A 17,661-nucleotide genomic window follows, 5' to 3' on the forward strand; every position below is an offset into this window, starting at 1 on the left:
TGCTGGATGGGCGATGTGCTTAGGTGTAAATTCGCTCGCGGCATTAACTGGGGAGTAGGGTGTCGGCATGAATCGCTGTTCAAACCGGCGCGGAGGACGTCGGCTTGTCTGAGTACCGTCTGGAAGACCTGGCGCGCATTTCCGGCGTCAGCGCCCGCAATATCCGCGCTTACCGTGAGCGCGGATTGCTCGATTCGCCGCGGCGCGTAGGGCGCTCGGCTTACTACGGCGAGCGGCATCTGGCTCAGTTGACGGCGATCAGCCAGCTACTCGCCAAGGGTTTCAACTCGGCGCACATCGCCGAGTTCTTCGCGGGCTTGCGCAGCGGTAAGGATCTGTCCGAAGCCCTCGGGATCGACGCGTCGGACTGGTGCCGACCAGACGCATCGACGCTCAACGTAGATCCTGACGACGACGATGTCCGCGTGCTCGCGGAGGCCGGATTGGTGCGGGTGGTCGAGGGTTCCGCGGAGATGCCCGACCCCGCCTTGGCCGCGCTCGTCACCGGCGCACAGGATCAGCGGCGCTGTATCCGGATCGTCGCCCACGTCGCCCGGTCGACCGACGCGGCCGTCGATCAGGTGGCCGCGGCTGCCGCGGCTGCGCTCAACGAGACCCGTGAGGTCCCGTCCGACACGGATCTGCGTCAGCTGGTCCACGCCGTGGTCTCGGTCGAGGTCGAACGGGCCGTGCGGAGGAGCTTGGCCACCGCCGACTAGGGCCCGGCGACCGCCGTCATTTGTCAGCCGGATGGAAATTGTTACCGGTGAGTAAGATATTCCAGCAAACTTTTTGTTCGGACGCTCAGGATTCGCTGGACGGAATCGGCGCGATTGTCTGCCGGTTGCAGGCCACTTCGGGGCCGCGGATGTGGCGGAAAATTTAGATAACGATTCGATAACAATACTGCCTTGATCTGCGCAGTTGTCCCTACTCGACCGTAACCACCTGCATGCAGGACGTTTGTCCCGAATAGCTTTGGGCGCCGCTCGGCGCGGCGTGACGTTACCGGCGGTTACCCATGCGTAGAACTCGCCAGTAACCAATCTGGCCGGAAAAAGCCCCTCCGCTCTTATGACACTCTTAGTACGGCGGGAATGTGAGTGACCCGGGCCGGAGGGTCCGGCGGCACCGCGTTCCGCGCCTGATTCGACGCTGAATCGCCGTTGGCCTGTCGCCGGGCAGCCACATCGCCCCAGACATGCAGACAGAGAACCAAGACCGCACGCGACAGCCATACGCGACACCATTCACCGCAGAACCACAGCAGCACCGAGGAGATAGCGCCAGTGACGATCTATGAACACGACCGGGTGTCCGCCGGTCGCAACGACGACTCAGGATCCGATGGTCGGCAGGCTGACTCCACCCATGCTCTCGTCGACCGGCTGAGCGCTGGTGAGCCCTACGCCGTGGCCTTCGGGGGCCAGGGCAGCGCCTGGCTGGAGACCCTTGAGGAATTGGTGTCCTCGGCCGGGATCGAGGCCGAACTGGCGACCCTGGCCGGCGAGGCCGAGCTGCTGCTCGAGCCGGTGGCCGCCGAACTCGTCGTCGTACGCCCCATCGGTTTCGAGCCGCTGCAGTGGGTCCGTGCGTTGGCCGCCGAGGAGCCGGTGCCGTCGGACAAGCAGCTCACCTCAGCCGCGGTATCGGTGCCCGGGGTGCTGCTGACCCAGATCGCGGCCGTGCGTGCGCTGGCCCGTCAGGGCATGGACCTGGCCGCCACCCCGCCGGTGGCCGTCGCCGGTCATTCCCAGGGCGTGTTGGCCGTCGAGGCGCTGGCCGCCAAGGGCGCCAAGGATGTGGAGCTGCTGGCGCTGGCACAGCTGATCGGCGCCGCAGGCACCCTGGTGGCCCGTCGTCGCGGCATCACCGTGCTCGGCGACCGGCCGCCGATGGTCTCGGTGACCAACGCCGAGCCCGAGCGCATCTACGAACTGCTCGAAGAGTTCAGCCAGGACGTGCGCACGGTGCTGCCGCCGGTCCTGTCGATCCGCAACGGCCGGCGCTCGGTTGTGATCACCGGCACACCCGAGCAGCTGTCCCGGTTCGAGCTGTACTGCAACCAGATCGCTGAAAAGGAAGAAGCCGAGCGCAAGAGCAAAGTCCGCGGCGGTGCGGTCTTCGCCCCGGCCTTCGACCCGGTGCAGGTCGAGGTCGGTTTCCACACCCCGCGCCTGGCCGACGGGATCGAGATCGTCGCGCGGTGGGCCGAAGCGGTCGGCATCGACGTCGAGCTCGCCCGCGAGATGACCGAGGCCATCCTGGTCAGCCAGGTGGACTGGGTCGACGAGATCACCGAGATCAGCGACGCCGGCGCCCGCTGGATTCTTGACCTCGGCCCCGGCGACATCCTGACCCGCCTGACCGCCCCGGTCGTCCGCGGCCTCGGCATCGGCATCGTGCCCGCCGCGACTCGCGGGGGCCAGCGCAACCTGTTCACCATCGGCGCGGTGCCCGAGGTCGCCCGCCCGTGGTCCAGCTATGCCCCCACCGTGGTGAGCCTGCCCGACGGATCGGTCAAGCTCTCCACCAAGTTCACCCGGTTGACCGGACGGTCGCCGATCCTGTTGGCCGGTATGACGCCCACCACAGTGGACGCCAAGATCGTCGCGGCCGCAGCAAACGCCGGCCACTGGGCCGAACTCGCCGGCGGTGGGCAGGTCACCGAGCCGATCTTCAACGACCGCATCGCCGAGTTGGGCGAGCTGCTGGAGCCCGGCCGGGCCATCCAGTTCAACACCCTGTTCCTCGATCCGTACCTGTGGAAGCTGCAGGTCGGCGGCAAGCGGCTGGTGCAGCGCGCCCGTCAGTCCGGTGCCCCGATCGACGGTGTCGTCGTCAGCGCAGGTATCCCGGACCTCGAAGAGGCCGTCGAGCTGATCGGCGAACTCAATGACCTGGGCATCAGCCACGTGGTGTTCAAGCCGGGCACCGTCGAGCAGATCCGCTCGGTCATCCGCATCGCTGCCGAGGTGCCCACCAAGCCGGTGATCGTGCACATCGAGGGCGGCCGCGCCGGTGGCCACCACTCGTGGGAGGACCTCGACGATCTGCTGCTGGCCACCTATTCGGAGCTGCGCAGCCGGTCCAACATCACCATCTGCGTCGGCGGCGGCATCGGCACTCCCGAGCGTTCGGCCGAGTACCTGTCCGGCCGTTGGTCGGCCGCCCACGGCTACCCGCTGATGCCGATCGACGGCATCCTGGTCGGCACCGCCGCCATGGCCACCCTGGAAGCCACCACCAGCCCGCAGGTCAAGCAGCTGCTGGTGGACACCAAGGGCACCGAGGCATGGGTGGGCGCGGGCAAGGCTGCCAACGGTATGGCCTCCGGACGCAGCCAGCTCGGTGCCGACATCCACGAGATCGACAACACCGCGTCGCGTTGCGGCCGGCTGCTCGACGAGGTGGCCGGTGACGCCGATGCGGTGGCCGCCCGCCGCGACGAGATCATCGGCGCGATGGCCAACACGGCCAAGCCGTACTTCGGCGATGTCGCCGAGATGACCTACCTGCAGTGGCTGCGCCGCTACATCGAGTTGGCGATCGGGGAGGGCAACAGCACCGCCGACACCAAGCGTGCCGACTCGCCGTGGCTGGACATCACCTGGCGCGACCGCTTCGAACAGATGCTCAAGCGTGCCGAAGCACGTTTGCACGCACAGGATTTCGGCCCCATCGAAACCCTTTTCAACGACGAGCAGCTGCTCGAGGATCCGAAGGCCGCACTGACCGCCCTGGTTTCGGCCTACCCGGATGCCGCCTCCGTGCAGCTGCACCCGGCCGACGTGCCGTTCTTCGTCGAGCTGTGCAAGACGCTGGGCAAGCCGGTCAACTTCGTGCCGGTGATCGACAAGGACGTGCGCCGCTGGTGGCGCAGCGACTCGCTGTGGCAGGCCCACGACGCGCGCTACGACGCCGACCAGGTCTGCGTCATCCCCGGCACCGCCGCCGTCGCCGGGATCACCCGGGTCGACGAGCCGGTCGGCGAGCTGCTGGACCGCTTCGAGCAGGCCGCCGTCGACGAGGTGCTGGCCGCCGGCGCCCAGCCGCAGCCGGTGCTGTCGCGCCGTCAGGGCCGCGACGACGTCACCGGGCCGCTGGCCGTGCTGCTCGACGCCCCCGACGTGCTGTGGGCCGGACGCACCTCGGTCAACCCGGTGCACCGGATCGCCCCCGCGGCCGAGTGGCAGGTGCGTGAGGGTTCTGAGAACCGTTCCGCCACACATCCTTCCACCGGAGCCCGGCTCGAGGTCGCCGACGATCAGCATGTGGTGCTGTCGGTGCCGCTGTCGGGAACCTGGATCGAGATCCGGTTCACCCTGACCGACGCCATCCGCAGCGGTGGCGCACCGGTCGTCGAGGTCGACGATGCCGCGACCGCGATGCGGTCCGTGCTCGCCATCGCCGCCGGTGTCGACGGTCCCGACGCGCTGCCTCCCGTCGTCGACGGGACCGCCAAGGTCACCGTGGGCTGGAACCCCGAGCAGGTCGCCGATCACACCGGTGTCACCGCCACTTTCGGTGCGCCGCTGGCCCCGACGCTGACCGTCGTGCCCGACGCACTGGTCGGACGCTGCTGGCCCGCGGTGTTCGCCGCCATCGGCTCCGCGGTCACCGACTCCGGCTTCCCGGTCGTCGAGGGCCTGCTGAGCCTGGTCCACCTGGACCACGCCGCTCATCTGCTCGCTCCGCTGCCCAGTGAACCGGCCGAATTGACCGTCACCGCAACGGCTTCGGCTGCCACCGACACCGAGGTGGGCCGCGTTGTGCCGGTCTCGGTGACCGTGCGCAGTGCCGACGGCACCGAGCTCGCCCGGCTCGAGGAGCGGTTCGCCATCCGCGGCCGCACCGGCGGGGCCGAGCTGACCGACCCGGTCCGGGCCGGCGGGGCGATCTCGGACAACGCCACCGACACCCCGCGCCGTCGTCGCCGTGATGTCACGGTCGCTGCGCCCGTGGACATGCGGCCGTTCGCCGTGGTGTCCGGTGACCACAACCCGATCCACACCGACCGGGCAGCCGCACTGCTGGCGGGTCTGGAATCGCCGATCGTGCACGGCATGTGGCTGTCGGCCGCAGCGCAGCACGTCCTCACCGCCACCGACGGCAAGCCGATCCCGCCGGCCAAGCTGGTCGGCTGGACCGCGCGCTTCCTGGGCATGGTCAAGCCGGGCGACGAGGTCGACTTCCGTGTCGACCGGGTCGGAATCGACGTCGGCGCAGAGATTGTCGAGGTTCAGGCCCGCATCGGCTCCGAACTGGTCATGGCCGCGACCGCGCGGCTAGCCGCACCCAAGACCGTCTACGCATTCCCCGGGCAGGGCATCCAGTCCAAGGGCATGGGTATGGAGGTCCGGGCCCGGTCCAAGGCCGCCCGCAAGATCTGGGACAAGGCCGACAAGTTCACCCGCGAGACGCTGGGCTTCTCGGTGCTGCACGTGGTCCGCGACAACCCGACGTCGTTGATCGCTTCCGGTGTGCACTACGAGCACCCCGAGGGCGTGCTGTACCTGACGCAGTTCACCCAGGTGGCCATGGCCACGACGGCTGCGGCCCAGGTCGCCGAGATGCGGGAGCAGGGCGCGTTCGTCGAAGGCGCGATCGCCTGCGGTCACTCCGTCGGTGAGTACACCGCGCTGGCCTGCGTGTCCGGCGTCATCGAGCTCGAAGGTCTGCTGGAGGCGGTGTTCCACCGCGGCTCCAAGATGCACGACATCGTGCCGCGCGACGAGCGGGGCCGGTCCAACTACCGGCTGGCCGCGATCCGGCCGTCGCAGATCGACCTCGCCGACGAAGACGTCGAGAGCTTCGTCGCACAAATCGCGGCGAATACTGGTGAGTTCTTACAGATCGTGAACTTCAACCTGCGCGGTTCGCAGTACGCGATCGCCGGAACCGTGCGCGGCCTGGAGGCGCTGGAGGAAGAGGTCGAGCGTCGTCGCGAGATCAGCGGCGGCAAGCGGTCGTTCATCCTGGTGCCCGGCATCGACGTGCCGTTCCACTCCAGCGTGCTGCGGGTGGGTGTGGACGACTTCCGGCGCAGCCTGGAACGCGTCCTGCCGCGCGACCGTGACCCTGAGCTGGTCGTCGGCCGCTACATCCCGAACCTGGTGCCCCGGCCGTTCACGCTGGACCGCGACTTCATCCAGGAGATCCGCGATCTGGTGCCGGCCGAGCCGCTCGACGAGATCCTCGCCGACTACGACACCTGGCGTAACGAGCGGCCGATCGAACTGTGCCGCAAGATCGTCATCGAACTGCTGGCCTGGCAGTTCGCCAGCCCGGTGCGCTGGATCGAGACCCAGGACCTGCTGTTCATCGAGGAAGCCGCGGGCGGTCTCGGGGTGGAGCGGTTCGTCGAGATCGGCGTGAAGAACGCGCCGACGGTCGCCGGCCTGGCCACCAACACGCTGAAGCTGCCCGAATACGCCCACAGCACCGTCGAGGTGCTCAACGCCGAGCGCGATGCCGCGGTGCTGTTCGCCAGCGACACCGATCCCGAGCCGGAGCCGGAGGTTGAGGAAAATCCCGCTCCCGCAGCGGAATCGGCGCCCGCGGCCGAGGCCGCCCCGGCCCCGGCGGCTGCTCCTGCCGCCCCGTCCGGTGGCCCGCGACCCGACGACATCACGTTCGACGCGGCCGACGCCACCGTGGGTCTCATCGCGCTCAGCGCCAAGATGCGCATCGACCAGATCGAGGCGCTGGACTCCATCGAGTCCATCACCGACGGTGCGTCCTCGCGCCGCAACCAGCTGCTGGTCGACCTGGGCTCCGAGCTGAACCTCGGTGCGATCGACGGTGCCGCCGAAGCAGATCTGGGCGCGCTCAAGGGACAGGTCAGCAAGCTGGCCCGCACCTACAAGCCGTTCGGCCCGGTGTTGTCGGACGCCATCAACGATCAGCTGCGCACGGTGTTCGGGCCGTCGGGCAAGCGCCCCGGCTACATCGCCGAGCGGGTCACCAAGACCTGGGAGCTGGGCCCGGGCTGGGCCAAGCACGTCACCGTCGAGGTGGCCCTGGGCACCCGTGAGGGCAGCAGCGTTCGCGGTGGCGACCTGGGCGGTCTGCACCCGGGCGCGCTGGCGAGTGCGGCCGACGTCGACAAGGTCATCGATGCCGCGGTGGCCGCGGTGGGTGCCCGCCAAGGTGTGCCCGTGAGCCTGCCCTCGGCAGGCGGAGCCGGTGGCGGCGGCGTGGTCGATTCGGCCGCGCTCAACGAGTTCGCCGAGAAGGTCACCGGAGCCGACGGTGTGCTGGCCTCGGCCGCGCGCACGATCCTGGGTCAGCTCGGTCTGGACACCCCGGTGGGTGCCCCGGAGGCCGCGACCGACGCGGAGCTGATCGACCTGGTGACCACCGAACTCGGTTCGGACTGGCCGCGATTGGTGGCGCCGGCGTTCGATGGCAAGAAGGCCGTCGTGTTCGACGACCGCTGGGCCAGCGCCCGTGAGGACCTCGTCAAGCTGTGGCTCGCCGACGAGGACGAGATCGACACCGAATGGCCGCGCCTCTCGGAGCGGTTCGAGGGTGCCGGGCATGTCGTTGCCACGCAGGCGAATTGGTGGCAGGGCAAGGCACTTGCCGCCGGCCGAACCATCCACGCGTCGCTGTTCGGCCGCATCGCGGCCGGTGCGGAGAACCCGGGTTCGGGCCGCTACAGCAACGAGGTCGCCGTGGTGACCGGTGCGTCGAAGGGCTCGATCGCCTCCTCGGTCGTCGGGCAGCTGCTCGACGGCGGCGCCACCGTCATCGCCACCACCTCGCGTCTGGACGACGACCGGTTGGCGTTCTACAAGGAGCTCTACCGCGAGAACGCCCGCTTCGGCGCCACCCTGTGGGTGGTCCCGGCCAACATGGCGTCCTACTCCGACATCGACAAGCTGGTCGAGTGGGTCGGTAGCGAGCAGATCGAAAGCCTTGGGCCGCAATCGATCCACCTCAAGGATGCGCAGACCCCGACGCTGCTGTTCCCGTTCGCCGCGCCGCGCGTGGCCGGGGACCTGTCCGAGGCGGGTTCCCGCTCCGAGATGGAGATGAAGGTCCTGCTGTGGGCCGTGCAGCGGCTCATCGGCGGGCTGTCGACGATCGGTGCCGAGCGGGACATCGCCTCGCGTCTGCACGTGGTGCTGCCGGGCTCGCCCAACCGCGGCATGTTCGGCGGCGACGGTGCCTACGGCGAAGCCAAGTCCGCGCTCGACGCACTGGTGAACCGCTGGAGTGCCGAATCCTCTTGGGCCGAGCGGGTCAGCTTGGCGCACGCGCTGATCGGCTGGACCAAGGGCACCGGTCTGATGGGGCACAACGACGCCATCGTCAGCGCGGTGGAGGAGGCCGGTGTCACCACCTACAGCACCGACCAGATGGCAGCCATGCTGCTGAACCTGTGCACGGTGGAGTCCAAGGTGGCCGCGGCCAACGCGCCGATCAAGGCCGACCTGACCGGCGGTCTCGGTGACATCAAGATCGACATGGCTGAGCTGGCCGCCAAGGCCCGTGAGGACATGGCAAGCGCCGCAGCCGAATCCGACGACGACGAGGACGAGGGTGCTATTTCGGCCCTGCCTTCGCCGCCGCGCGGATACAACCCGGCGCCCGCCCCGGAGTGGGCCGACCTCGATGTCGACCCGGCCGACCTGGTGGTCATCGTCGGCGGCGCCGAGCTCGGACCGTACGGCTCGTCGCGCACGCGCTTCGAGATGGAGGTCTCCGGCGAGCTCTCGGCGGCCGGTGTGCTGGAGCTGGCCTGGACCACCGGTCTGGTCAAGTGGGAAGACGATCCCAAGGCCGGCTGGTACGACACTCAGACGGGTGAGCTGGTTCCCGAATCGGAGATCGTGGAGCGCTACCACGACGCCGTGGTGGAGCGTTGCGGCATCCGCGAATTCGTGGACGACGGTGCGATCGACCCCGATCACGCCTCGCCGCTGCTGGTCAGCGTGTTCCTGGACAAGGACTTCAGCTTCGTGGTGTCCAGCGAGGCCGACGCCCGGGCGTTCGTGTCCTTCGACCCGGAGCACACGGTGGCCCGGCCGGTGCCGGACTCCAGTGACTGGCAGGTGATCCGCAAGGCGGGCACCGAGATTCGCGTTCCGCGCAAGACCAAGCTGTCGCGCACGGTGGGCGCCCAGATCCCGACCGGGTTCGACCCGACGGTGTGGGGCATCACCCCGGACATGGCCAATTCCATCGACCGGGTCGCGCTGTGGAACATCGTGGCCACGGTGGATGCGTTCCTGTCCTCGGGCTTCACCCCGACCGAGCTGATGCGCTGGGTGCACCCGAGCCTGGTGGCCTCCACGCAGGGCACCGGCATGGGTGGCATGACCTCGATGCAGACCATGTACCACGGCAACCTGCTGGGCCGGGCCAAGCCGAACGACATCCTGCAGGAGGTGCTGCCGAACGTTGTTGCGGCACACGTCATGCAGAGCTACGTCGGCGGCTACGGCGCGATGGTCCACCCGGTCGGCGCCTGCGCCACCGCGGCCGTCTCGGTCGAGGAGGGTGTGGACAAGATCCGCCTCGGCAAGGCCGACCTGGTGATCGCCGGCGGCTTCGACGACCTGACCCTGGAAGCGATCATCGGCTTCGGTGACATGGCGGCCACCGCCGACACCGAGATGATGCGCGCCAAGGGCATCAGCGACTCGAAGTTCTCCCGCGCCAACGACCGTCGTCGCCTCGGCTTCCTGGAAGCCCAGGGTGGTGGCACGATCCTGCTGGCCCGCGGCGACCTCGCCGCGAAGATGGGCCTGCCGGTGCTGGCGGTCGTCGGCTACGCGCAGAGCTTCGCCGACGGTGTGCACACCTCGATCCCGGCCCCCGGCCTCGGCGCCCTGGGCGCCGGGCGTGGCGGCAAGGACTCGCAGCTGGCCCGCTCGCTGGCCAAGCTGGGTGTCGGTGCCGACGACATCGCGGTGATCTCCAAGCACGACACCTCGACGCTGGCCAACGATCCCAACGAGACCGAGCTGCACGAGCGGCTGGCCGACTCGATGGGCCGCTCGGCAGGGGCGCCGATGTTCATCGTCAGCCAGAAGACGCTGACCGGGCACGCCAAGGGCGGTGCGGCGGTGTTCCAGATGATGGGTCTGTGCCAGATCCTGCGTGACGGCGTCATCCCGCCGAACCGCAGCCTGGACTGCGTCGACGACGAGCTGGCCACTTCCGGCCACTTCGTCTGGGTGCGCGAGACCCTGGACCTGCGTGGGAAATTCCCGCTCAAGGCCGGTCTGGTCACCAGCCTCGGGTTCGGTCACGTGTCGGGTCTGGTTGCCCTGGTGCACCCGGAGGCGTTCATCGCGGCGCTGGATCCGGCCGAGCGCGACGACTACCGCAAGCGGGCCGAGCAGCGCACGCTGGCCGGTCAGCGTCGCCTGGCCGGGGCGATCGCCGGTGGGCGGCCGATGTACGAGAAGCCTGCCGACCGCCGCTTCGACCACGATGTGCCGGAGAAGCGTCAGGAAGCCGCGATGTTGCTGAACGCGGATGCCCGACTCGGCGACGACGATCTCTATGTGCGGTGAGTGGGCGCGCGGAGAGGTGAGCTAGGTTCGCTTCCATGGCGATTATGGGCATAGGCATCGACGTGGTTTCCATACCTGATTTCGCCGAGCAGGTGGATCGGCCGGGAACCGTGTTCGCCGAGACGTTCACGCCGGGTGAGCGCCGGGACGCCGCGGACAAGAGTTCGTCGGCGGCCCGGCACCTGGCGGCCCGGTGGGCGGCCAAGGAAGCCGTGATCAAGGCCTGGTCGAGTTCACGGTTCTCCAAGCGGCCGGCCCTGCCGGAGGGGATCCACCGCGACATCGAGGTGGTCACCGACATGTGGGGTCGGCCCAAGGTGCGGCTGTCCGGCGAGATCGCAAAACACCTGGAGACCGTGACCATTCACGTCTCGCTCACCCACGAGGCCGACACCGCCGCCGCGGTGGCGATCATCGAGGAGCTCTAACCCCCTGCACCGCGAGCGTGCGTGTCTGCTGCCCGACCCGCCGTGATCGGGCAGCACTTCGTGCACGCTCGCGGCGTTCGACAGTGCAGCTAATGTCGTCAGCATGAGTGACGTCGTGCAGCGGGTACAGCAGGTGTTGCCGTCGGTGCGGTCGGATCTGGAGGATCTGGTCCGCATCCAGTCCGTGTGGGCCGATCCGGCCCGCCGTGACGAGGTGCACCGCAGCGCCGAAGCGGTCGCAAAGCTGTTGTCGGAAGCGGGCTTTCCCGACGTCGGCATCGTCAGCGAAGGCGGTGCGCCTGCCGTCATCGCGCACTACCCGCCGCCGGCGGGTGCGCCCACGGTGTTGCTGTATGCCCACCACGATGTGCAGCCCGAAGGCGATCCGGCGCAGTGGGACTCCGCACCGTTCGAGCCCACCGAGCGTGACGGCCGGCTCTACGGTCGCGGCACCGCCGACGACAAGGCCGGTATCGCAACGCATCTGGCCGCGATACGCGCCTTCGACGGTAAACCTCCGGTCGGTGTCACGGTCTTCGTCGAAGGCGAGGAGGAGTCCGGCTCACCGTCACTGGGCGCGCTGCTGGCCGCGCACAAGGAGGCCCTGGCCGCCGACGTCATCGTCATCGCCGACTCCGACAACTGGAGTACCGAGATTCCCGCGTTGACCGTGACGCTGCGCGGCCTGGCCGACTGCGTGGTCGAGGTGGCCACCCTGGACCACGGGCTGCACTCGGGCCTGTGGGGCGGCGTCGTGCCGGATGCGTTGAGTGTGCTGGTGCGGCTGCTGGCCAGCCTGCACGACGACGACGGCAACGTCGCGGTCGCCGGCCTGCACGAGGCCACCGCCGCCGACGTCGACCGCGGACCGGGCTGGGTCCGGGAAGAGTCCGGCTTGTTGGACGGGGTATCCGAAATCGGCTCCGGCTCGGTGGTGCAACGTATGTGGGCCAAGCCGGCGATCACCGTGATCGGTATCGACACCACGCCCATCGACAAGTCATCGAACACCCTGATCCCGCGCGCCCGAGCCAAGATCAGCATGCGGGTGGCGCCGGGCGGTGATGCCCGCGCGCATCTGGAGGCATTGACCCGTCACCTCGATGCGCACGCGCCCTGGGGCGCCCGGGTTACCGTCATCCCGGGCGATGTCGGTCAGCCCTACGCCATCGACTCCTCGGGTCCGGTGTACGACGCGGCCCGTTCGGCGTTCCGCACCGCCTGGGGAACCGATGCCATAGACATGGGTATGGGCGGATCCATCCCGTTCATCGCCGAATTCGCCAAGGCGTTCCCGGACGCGACGATTCTGGTCACCGGCGTCGAGGACCCGGGCACCCAGGCGCACAGCATCAACGAAAGCCTCCACCTGGGTGTTCTGGAGAAGGCGGCGACGGCCGAAGCGCTGCTGCTGGAGAAGCTGGGGCAATCAGACCGATAGGTCGCGACGCAGCTTGGCGACGTGACCGGTGGCCCGCACGTTGTATTGTGCGACGGCGATCTTGCCTTTTTCGTCGACGACGAACGTCGAGCGGATGACACCCTGAACTGTCTTGCCGTACATGGTTTTTTCGCCGAACGCACCCCAGGCGGTGAGCACCTCACGGTCGGGATCGGACAGCAGCGGGAAGGTGAGCTCTTCCTTGTCACGGAACTTGGCGAGCTTCTCCGGCCTGTCCGGCGAGATGCCGACGACGTCGAGGCCGGCGCCGTTGAGTTCGGTGAGGCTGTCACGGAAATCGCACGCCTGCTTGGTGCATCCGGGCGTCGAGGCGGCGGGATAGAAGTACACGATGACCTTGCGGCCCTTGAAGTCGGACAGCTTGACGACATTGCCGTCTGCATCGGGCAGAGCGAAAGCCGGGGCGGTGTCTCCCACCTCGAGGCGCGGGGTTGGCGGCATGCGTGGGTATCCCTTCTTGTCGACCGGCTCCGTCGTCACGGGGCCGGCTGATCTAGGGTAGTGCGGCAGGGCAGCACGACGTGGAGCGGCTTGGAGGAGCAAACAGTGGCGAACCGGGACCCGGAGAGCATCAAGCGGGACATCGATCAGGCTCGCGATCAACTTGCGTTGACTGTCGACTCCCTGGCCGAGCGGGCCAACCCGCAGCGCCTGGCCGACGATTTCAAGTCAGCGGTCATCGGCTTCATCAAGAAACCCGCGGTGACCGCGTCATTGGCGGGTGCCGGTGTGCTCGTTGTGGTCGTGGTGATCCGACGGATAAAGCGGCACTGAGTAGCCCCTGGCATCGCTGAGTGGCGAAAGAGCTGCTCAGCGGCTGGGGGTTGATGCGCCGCTCAGCGACTCCAGCTTGATGCGCCGCTCAGCGACTCCAGCTTGATGCGCCGCTCAGCGACTCCAGCTTGATGCGCCGCTCAGCGACTCCAGCTTGATGCGCCGCTCAGCGGCGGCGGAACAGGAGCCAGTCCGCCAGCGAGAAGCTCGGGGGATTGGCGACGCGTCCGAGCCGGTTGCAGCTATACACCATCACCGGCCGGTTTGTAGCAACAAATGCAGAAGTTGATGCAGCTGCGGGGTCGACGCCACCTGCGGTAGCCATCAGCTAACACCTCTTATCTTGGCGTGACCGCCACCGGGGAACTAACCACAACTAATCAGCTAACTTGAGGTTAGCATGGCATTCTGCGTCTGACCAGCGGAAGTGCTGATTCGAGATTGTAGACAGTAACTTGCGCTAGCGTCAACGCCAGGCGGAGCACGTGACCAGGCACGCTGCAACGCATCTACCAGCACATTATTCGACAGGTGTCAGCCCGCGGCGCTCGGCAACGCTTGAGTTTCGTCCCGCAAATTTCGTTGGTGGCCGCCGGGCCGGCCGGTAGGCGATGCCGCTGTGAATCCGGCGGAATGGGCTGAAAGTTTGCTGTGACTGCGGCGCGGGGCGAGCGGACGTCCATCTCTTTGCCGGGATGTGGTGGCGATTCGGCGCAGGAAACGATTGGCAAACCCGGATCGGTCAGATAACCCGAGGCGTTCCGCGCAACTCGGAGTCCGCATCCCAGCGGTCCTTGAAAACCGCTGCCTGGCACGGTGGGAACGGCTATTTCTCGTGGAACCGGTTGCTAGTGCATAGGTGTCCAGCTAAGGTCGACCTCGGGTCAGGATAGGGGAGTCGGACCTGGTTCTTGATCTCGACCGCAACACGGGACGAACGCGTGACAAGGGGGTATTGCGTTGCAGCTAACTTATTTTCCGTTTGCCAGGACTGCTGCATGTGCCTTCGCCGGTACGGCCGAACTCGGCGGACTCGTCGTCGAGATTCGCTGACAACACCAAATGGCTCATGTCGAACCTCTGGGCGGCGACGTGGGCCATGGTCACACCGACTGGAGGTAGCCATATGGCGCATGTGAGCGATGAAACCCTCGGCGATCTACGCCGGGAACTCGACCGCTTCAAAACTGAGCAGTACCGGGACAACGGCTATGCGGCCGCCCATCTGGCGGGCGCGGTAGAGATGTTGTTGGAAGAAGCCGAACCCAGCGTCGGCGACAGGCTGGCCGAACGTTACCAAGCCGGGTAATCAGATAAGAGGTGTACTGCCGCAGTAACTCTCAAAACCTGAAACGCAAAAACCCTGCCGAGGCAGGGTTTTTGGTTGGTGCGCCGTCAGGGTTTCGAACCCCGGACCCGCTGATTAAGAGTCAGCTGCTCTACCAACTGAGCTAACGGCGCGCGTGAGAGACAATAACAGGAGATTCGCTCAACAGTGAAATCCGCTGGTCGCAGGCCCGGCGCGACCTTCTGGTGAGCCAGACTTCCTGGTAGCCCTTAGACTATTGCCAAGAATTTGCTGTTGACCGCGCGAGGGGTGGGACGAACATGGGGCAGGCCCAGACGGAGACCCGTCCGTACAGGGACGTCTTGCGGCGAGCGGTGGTTGCCATGGTGCCCGCGATGATGCTGGGCCTGACAGCGTGTGGCGGGGAGGAGACGCAGGGTCCGCCGCCGGTGATCGCCGACAAGGGCACTCCGTACGGTGACCTGCTCGTGCCCAGGGTGAATGCGTCGGTGACCGACGGCGCGGTCGGGGTGACCGTGGACGCGCCGGTCACTGTGAGCGCAGAGAACGGCGTGCTCGGCGGTGTCACCATGACCAACGAAGAAGGCGTCAGCGTCGCAGGGCAGTTCAGTGCCGACGGGCTGACGTGGTCGACCACCGACCCGCTCGACTACAACGAGCAGTACACACTCAATGCGCAGTCTCTCGGGCTCGGCGGAGTCGCCAACCGGCGCCTGCGGTTCGAGACACACTCGCCGGCGAACCTGACGATGCCCTACGTCTTGCCCAACGACGGGGAAGTGGTCGGGGTCGGGCAGCCGATCGCCGTGCGTTTCGATGAGAACATCACTGACCGCGTTGCCGCCCAGCGGGCCATCACGGTCAAGACCAACCCACCGGTCGAAGGCGCCTTCTACTGGCTCAATAATCGCGAAGTGCGTTGGCGCCCGGCCAAATACTGGAAGCCCGGCACCTCGGTGGACGTCACGGTCAACACCTACGGCGTCGCGTTGGGCGACGGACTGTTCGGTCAGGGCGACGTTGCCACCCACTTCACCATCGGGGACGAGGTGATCGCGTTCGCCGACGACAACACCAAGACGCTGACCGTCCGGCGCAACGGTGAGGTCATCAAGGCCATGCCGATCTCGATGGGCAAGAACAGCTCTCCGACGAACAACGGCGTGTACATCATCGGCGATCGCTTCGACCACATGGTCATGGATTCGTCCACCTACGGGGTACCGGTCAACTCGCCCAACGGTTATCGCACCGAGGTCGATTTCGCGACGCAGATGTCCTACAGCGGTATCTACGTGCACGGCGCCCCGTGGTCGGTGGGCAGCCAGGGCTACAGCAATGTCAGCCATGGCTGCCTCAACGTCAGTACGGCCAACGCCCGCTGGTTCTATGAGAACACCAAGCGCGGTGACATCGTCGAGGTCAGAAACACCGTAGGTTCGGTGTTGCCTGGCACCGAGGGCCTGGGGGACTGGAACATCCCCTGGGATCAGTGGCGCACCGGCAACGCCAGTACGTGACCCGATTACCCCTGCGGTAATCGACAACCCGCCCCGGATCGGTGAATCTGACTGAGTCCCAGTTGATTACCGTGAAAGAGGCGAAAATGGCCGAGTTCGACGACACCGTCACCGCGTACCTCAGCACCTGGAATGCCACCGATGCCGCCGAGCGGCAGGCACTGCTGGAACAGCATTGGGCCCCAGGTGTCACCTACACCGACCCGCTGGTCGAGGTGAGTGGTCACGAGGGAGTGTCCGGTGCCATCGAGGCCGTTCACAACCAGTTTCCGGGGCTCGTGTTCACGCTCGTCAGCGGGCCCGATGCCCACCACCGGCAGGCGCGATTCCAGTGGGGCCTCGGCCCGCGCGACGCTGATCCGGTGGTGGTCGGGTTCGATGTGCTGGCCACAGACGGCCAAGGGCGGATCCAGACCGTGCTCGGCTTCCTGGATCGGGTGCCGGCCTGACTACGTCGACGAACGGTCCAGCGCCGCAAGCGATTCGTCTAGGAAGTCGGTTCCGAACGGGGGCATCCCACCGATTTGGTCCCGGAAGCTCTGCGGCGTGTCGGTCCAGTCGTAGGTGAGAGTGACGTCGGTCTGGTCCCCGTTGGGGGCCAGGTCGTAGCGCCACCACCACCCACCGGGTGCGTGGTGGCCCTGCTCGTCGAGCTGTCCGGGCAGCCAGGCGATGGTGCGGTCCTGGTCGAACTCGGTGACCAGGTTGTGCATGACGTAATGACCGCCGGCGGCAGGCAGAAACATGTTGATCACGAACATCTGGCCCGTCGCGGTGATCGGCTCCGGGTCGATCGCGTCGCGCACCCAGTCGCCCGGCTCGGTGTCGCAATGCCGGGCCGGGTCGGCCAGGACCGCGAATACCTGGGCAGGGGCCGCGGCGATGGTCCGGGTGACGGTGAAGCGCTCCGGGGTGGTCATGCGTTTTCCTTTCCGTACAGGCGGGCGACGTCGGGGCTGTCGAGCCAGCCCGAGTATGTGGGATGCGACGGCCAGCCCTCGGGCGAATCGAGCCATTCCTCCTGCCGGCCATAGGGCAACACGTCGATCAGGGCGAAGGTGTGGCTCAGCTGTTCGGTGCCACGACCGTTGGTATGCCAGGTGCGATAGACGGTATCGCCGTCGCGCAGGAACACGTTGACCGCGAAACCCTCGCCCGGGGCGGCGTCGACGTCGGCGCCGAACGAGCTCTGCGATGACGAGTACCAGTCCATGCGGTTGCCGACCTTGTCGCGGTAGGCCAGCGCCTCCTCGATGGGGCCGTTGGTGACGATGACGAAGCGGGCATCGTAGTTGTCGAGGAAGTCGAGCCGGGTGAACTGCGACGTGAAGCCGGTGCAACCGCCGCACTGCCACTCGGCGCCGTCGGTCCACATGTGGTGGTAGGTGATCAGTTGACTGCGGCCATCGAATACGTCGGCCAGGCGCACCGGACCATCCGCGCCGATCAGCGTGTAGTCCGGCAATTCCACCATCGGAAGGCGCCGTCGTGCCGCGGCGATCGCGTCCAGTTCCCGGGTGGCGGCCTTCTCGCGGCGCCGCACCTCGTCGAGTGCGGCGCGCCAGGTCTGCTGGTCGACAATCGGCGGTTTTCCTGTCGTCATGAAGTGCTCCTGCTTGCTCGTCGGAGAATCTCG

11 protein-coding genes and 1 tRNA gene are annotated in these 17,661 nt (G+C 67.3%); 8 read left to right on the forward strand and 4 right to left on the reverse strand.

Annotated elements, in window-relative coordinates; genetic code table 11:
* The first annotated feature begins 104 nt into the window (after positions 1-104).
* The 4 genes from K6L26_RS11425 to K6L26_RS11440 all read left to right on the forward strand — a co-directional run bounded on the left by K6L26_RS11425 (position 105) and on the right by K6L26_RS11440 (position 12,401).
* On the forward strand, positions 105-719 hold the full coding sequence (locus K6L26_RS11425; RefSeq protein ID WP_221853148.1) for a MerR family transcriptional regulator: 615 nt from the start codon (positions 105-107) through the stop codon (positions 717-719).
* A 570-nt stretch (positions 720-1,289) separates the two neighbouring features.
* Positions 1,290-10,532 (forward strand): type I polyketide synthase, encoded by a 9,243-nt coding sequence (locus K6L26_RS11430; protein WP_047037630.1) that lies wholly within the window; start codon positions 1,290-1,292, stop codon positions 10,530-10,532.
* A gap of 35 nt (positions 10,533-10,567) precedes the next feature.
* A complete protein-coding gene (gene acpS, locus K6L26_RS11435; RefSeq protein WP_003880044.1) occupies positions 10,568-10,960 on the forward strand; it encodes a holo-ACP synthase AcpS in 393 nt (130 codons plus the stop codon).
* A gap of 103 nt (positions 10,961-11,063) precedes the next feature.
* Positions 11,064-12,401 (forward strand): dipeptidase, encoded by a 1,338-nt coding sequence (locus K6L26_RS11440; RefSeq protein ID WP_221853149.1) that lies wholly within the window; start codon positions 11,064-11,066, stop codon positions 12,399-12,401.
* On the opposite strand, the gene bcp is transcribed toward K6L26_RS11440, so the two are convergent.
* Positions 12,390-12,863, reverse strand: coding sequence for a thioredoxin-dependent thiol peroxidase (bcp, locus tag K6L26_RS11445; RefSeq protein ID WP_064899558.1), 474 nt, complete (start codon positions 12,861-12,863; stop codon positions 12,390-12,392). The genes K6L26_RS11440 and bcp overlap by 12 nt on opposite strands.
* A 105-nt stretch (positions 12,864-12,968) precedes the next feature.
* Between bcp and K6L26_RS11450 the strand changes: the two genes are divergently transcribed.
* Together K6L26_RS11450 and K6L26_RS11455 are read left to right on the forward strand one after the other, a co-directional pair.
* Positions 12,969-13,196 carry a DUF3618 domain-containing protein gene (locus tag K6L26_RS11450; protein WP_043370717.1) on the forward strand — a complete coding sequence of 76 codons (228 nt, stop codon included), beginning with the start codon at positions 12,969-12,971 and terminating at the stop codon, positions 13,194-13,196.
* A gap of 1,126 nt (positions 13,197-14,322) precedes the next feature.
* A complete protein-coding gene (locus K6L26_RS11455; protein WP_019348464.1) occupies positions 14,323-14,505 on the forward strand; it encodes a hypothetical protein in 183 nt (60 codons plus the stop codon).
* A gap of 76 nt (positions 14,506-14,581) precedes the next feature.
* Here K6L26_RS11455 and K6L26_RS11460 read toward each other — a convergent pair.
* Positions 14,582-14,657, reverse strand: a tRNA-Lys gene (locus K6L26_RS11460).
* Between the two features lie 147 nt (positions 14,658-14,804).
* Here K6L26_RS11460 and K6L26_RS11465 point away from each other — a divergent pair.
* Positions 14,805-16,025: a L,D-transpeptidase gene (locus tag K6L26_RS11465; RefSeq protein WP_221853150.1), complete on the forward strand. Its 1,221-nt coding sequence runs from the start codon at positions 14,805-14,807 to the stop codon at positions 16,023-16,025.
* An 86-nt stretch (positions 16,026-16,111) separates the two neighbouring features.
* Complete coding sequence (locus K6L26_RS11470; RefSeq protein ID WP_221853151.1) at positions 16,112-16,474, forward strand: nuclear transport factor 2 family protein; 363 nt, start codon at positions 16,112-16,114, stop codon at positions 16,472-16,474.
* On the opposite strand, the gene K6L26_RS11475 is transcribed toward K6L26_RS11470, so the two are convergent.
* Together K6L26_RS11475 and K6L26_RS11480 are read right to left on the reverse strand one after the other, a co-directional pair.
* Complete coding sequence (locus K6L26_RS11475) at positions 16,475-16,945, reverse strand: SRPBCC family protein (protein WP_019348467.1); 471 nt, start codon at positions 16,943-16,945, stop codon at positions 16,475-16,477.
* The gene (locus K6L26_RS11480; protein WP_019348468.1) at positions 16,942-17,628 is read right to left on the reverse strand and encodes a DUF899 domain-containing protein; all 687 of its coding nucleotides are present in this window, start codon (positions 17,626-17,628) and stop codon (positions 16,942-16,944) included. Before K6L26_RS11480 ends, K6L26_RS11475 begins: the two co-directional genes overlap by 4 nt.
* Positions 17,629-17,661 lie beyond the last annotated feature (33 nt).

Origin of the sequence: Mycobacterium farcinogenes (assembly GCF_019739075.1) — a bacterium.
GTDB lineage: Bacteria > Actinomycetota > Actinomycetes > Mycobacteriales > Mycobacteriaceae > Mycobacterium > Mycobacterium senegalense.

Coding starts and splice junctions, on each gene's coding strand:
- acpS (WP_003880044.1), top strand. CDS start 10,568: ATGGCGATTATGGGCATAGGCATCGACGTGGTTTCCATACCTGATTTC.
- K6L26_RS11475 (WP_019348467.1), bottom strand. CDS start 16,945: ATGACCACCCCGGAGCGCTTCACCGTCACCCGGACCATCGCCGCGGCC.
- K6L26_RS11455 (WP_019348464.1), top strand. CDS start 14,323: ATGGCGCATGTGAGCGATGAAACCCTCGGCGATCTACGCCGGGAACTC.
- K6L26_RS11440 (WP_221853149.1), top strand. CDS start 11,064: ATGAGTGACGTCGTGCAGCGGGTACAGCAGGTGTTGCCGTCGGTGCGG.
- K6L26_RS11480 (WP_019348468.1), bottom strand. CDS start 17,628: ATGACGACAGGAAAACCGCCGATTGTCGACCAGCAGACCTGGCGCGCC.
- K6L26_RS11465 (WP_221853150.1), top strand. CDS start 14,805: ATGGGGCAGGCCCAGACGGAGACCCGTCCGTACAGGGACGTCTTGCGG.
- bcp (WP_064899558.1), bottom strand. CDS start 12,863: ATGCCGCCAACCCCGCGCCTCGAGGTGGGAGACACCGCCCCGGCTTTC.
- K6L26_RS11470 (WP_221853151.1), top strand. CDS start 16,112: ATGGCCGAGTTCGACGACACCGTCACCGCGTACCTCAGCACCTGGAAT.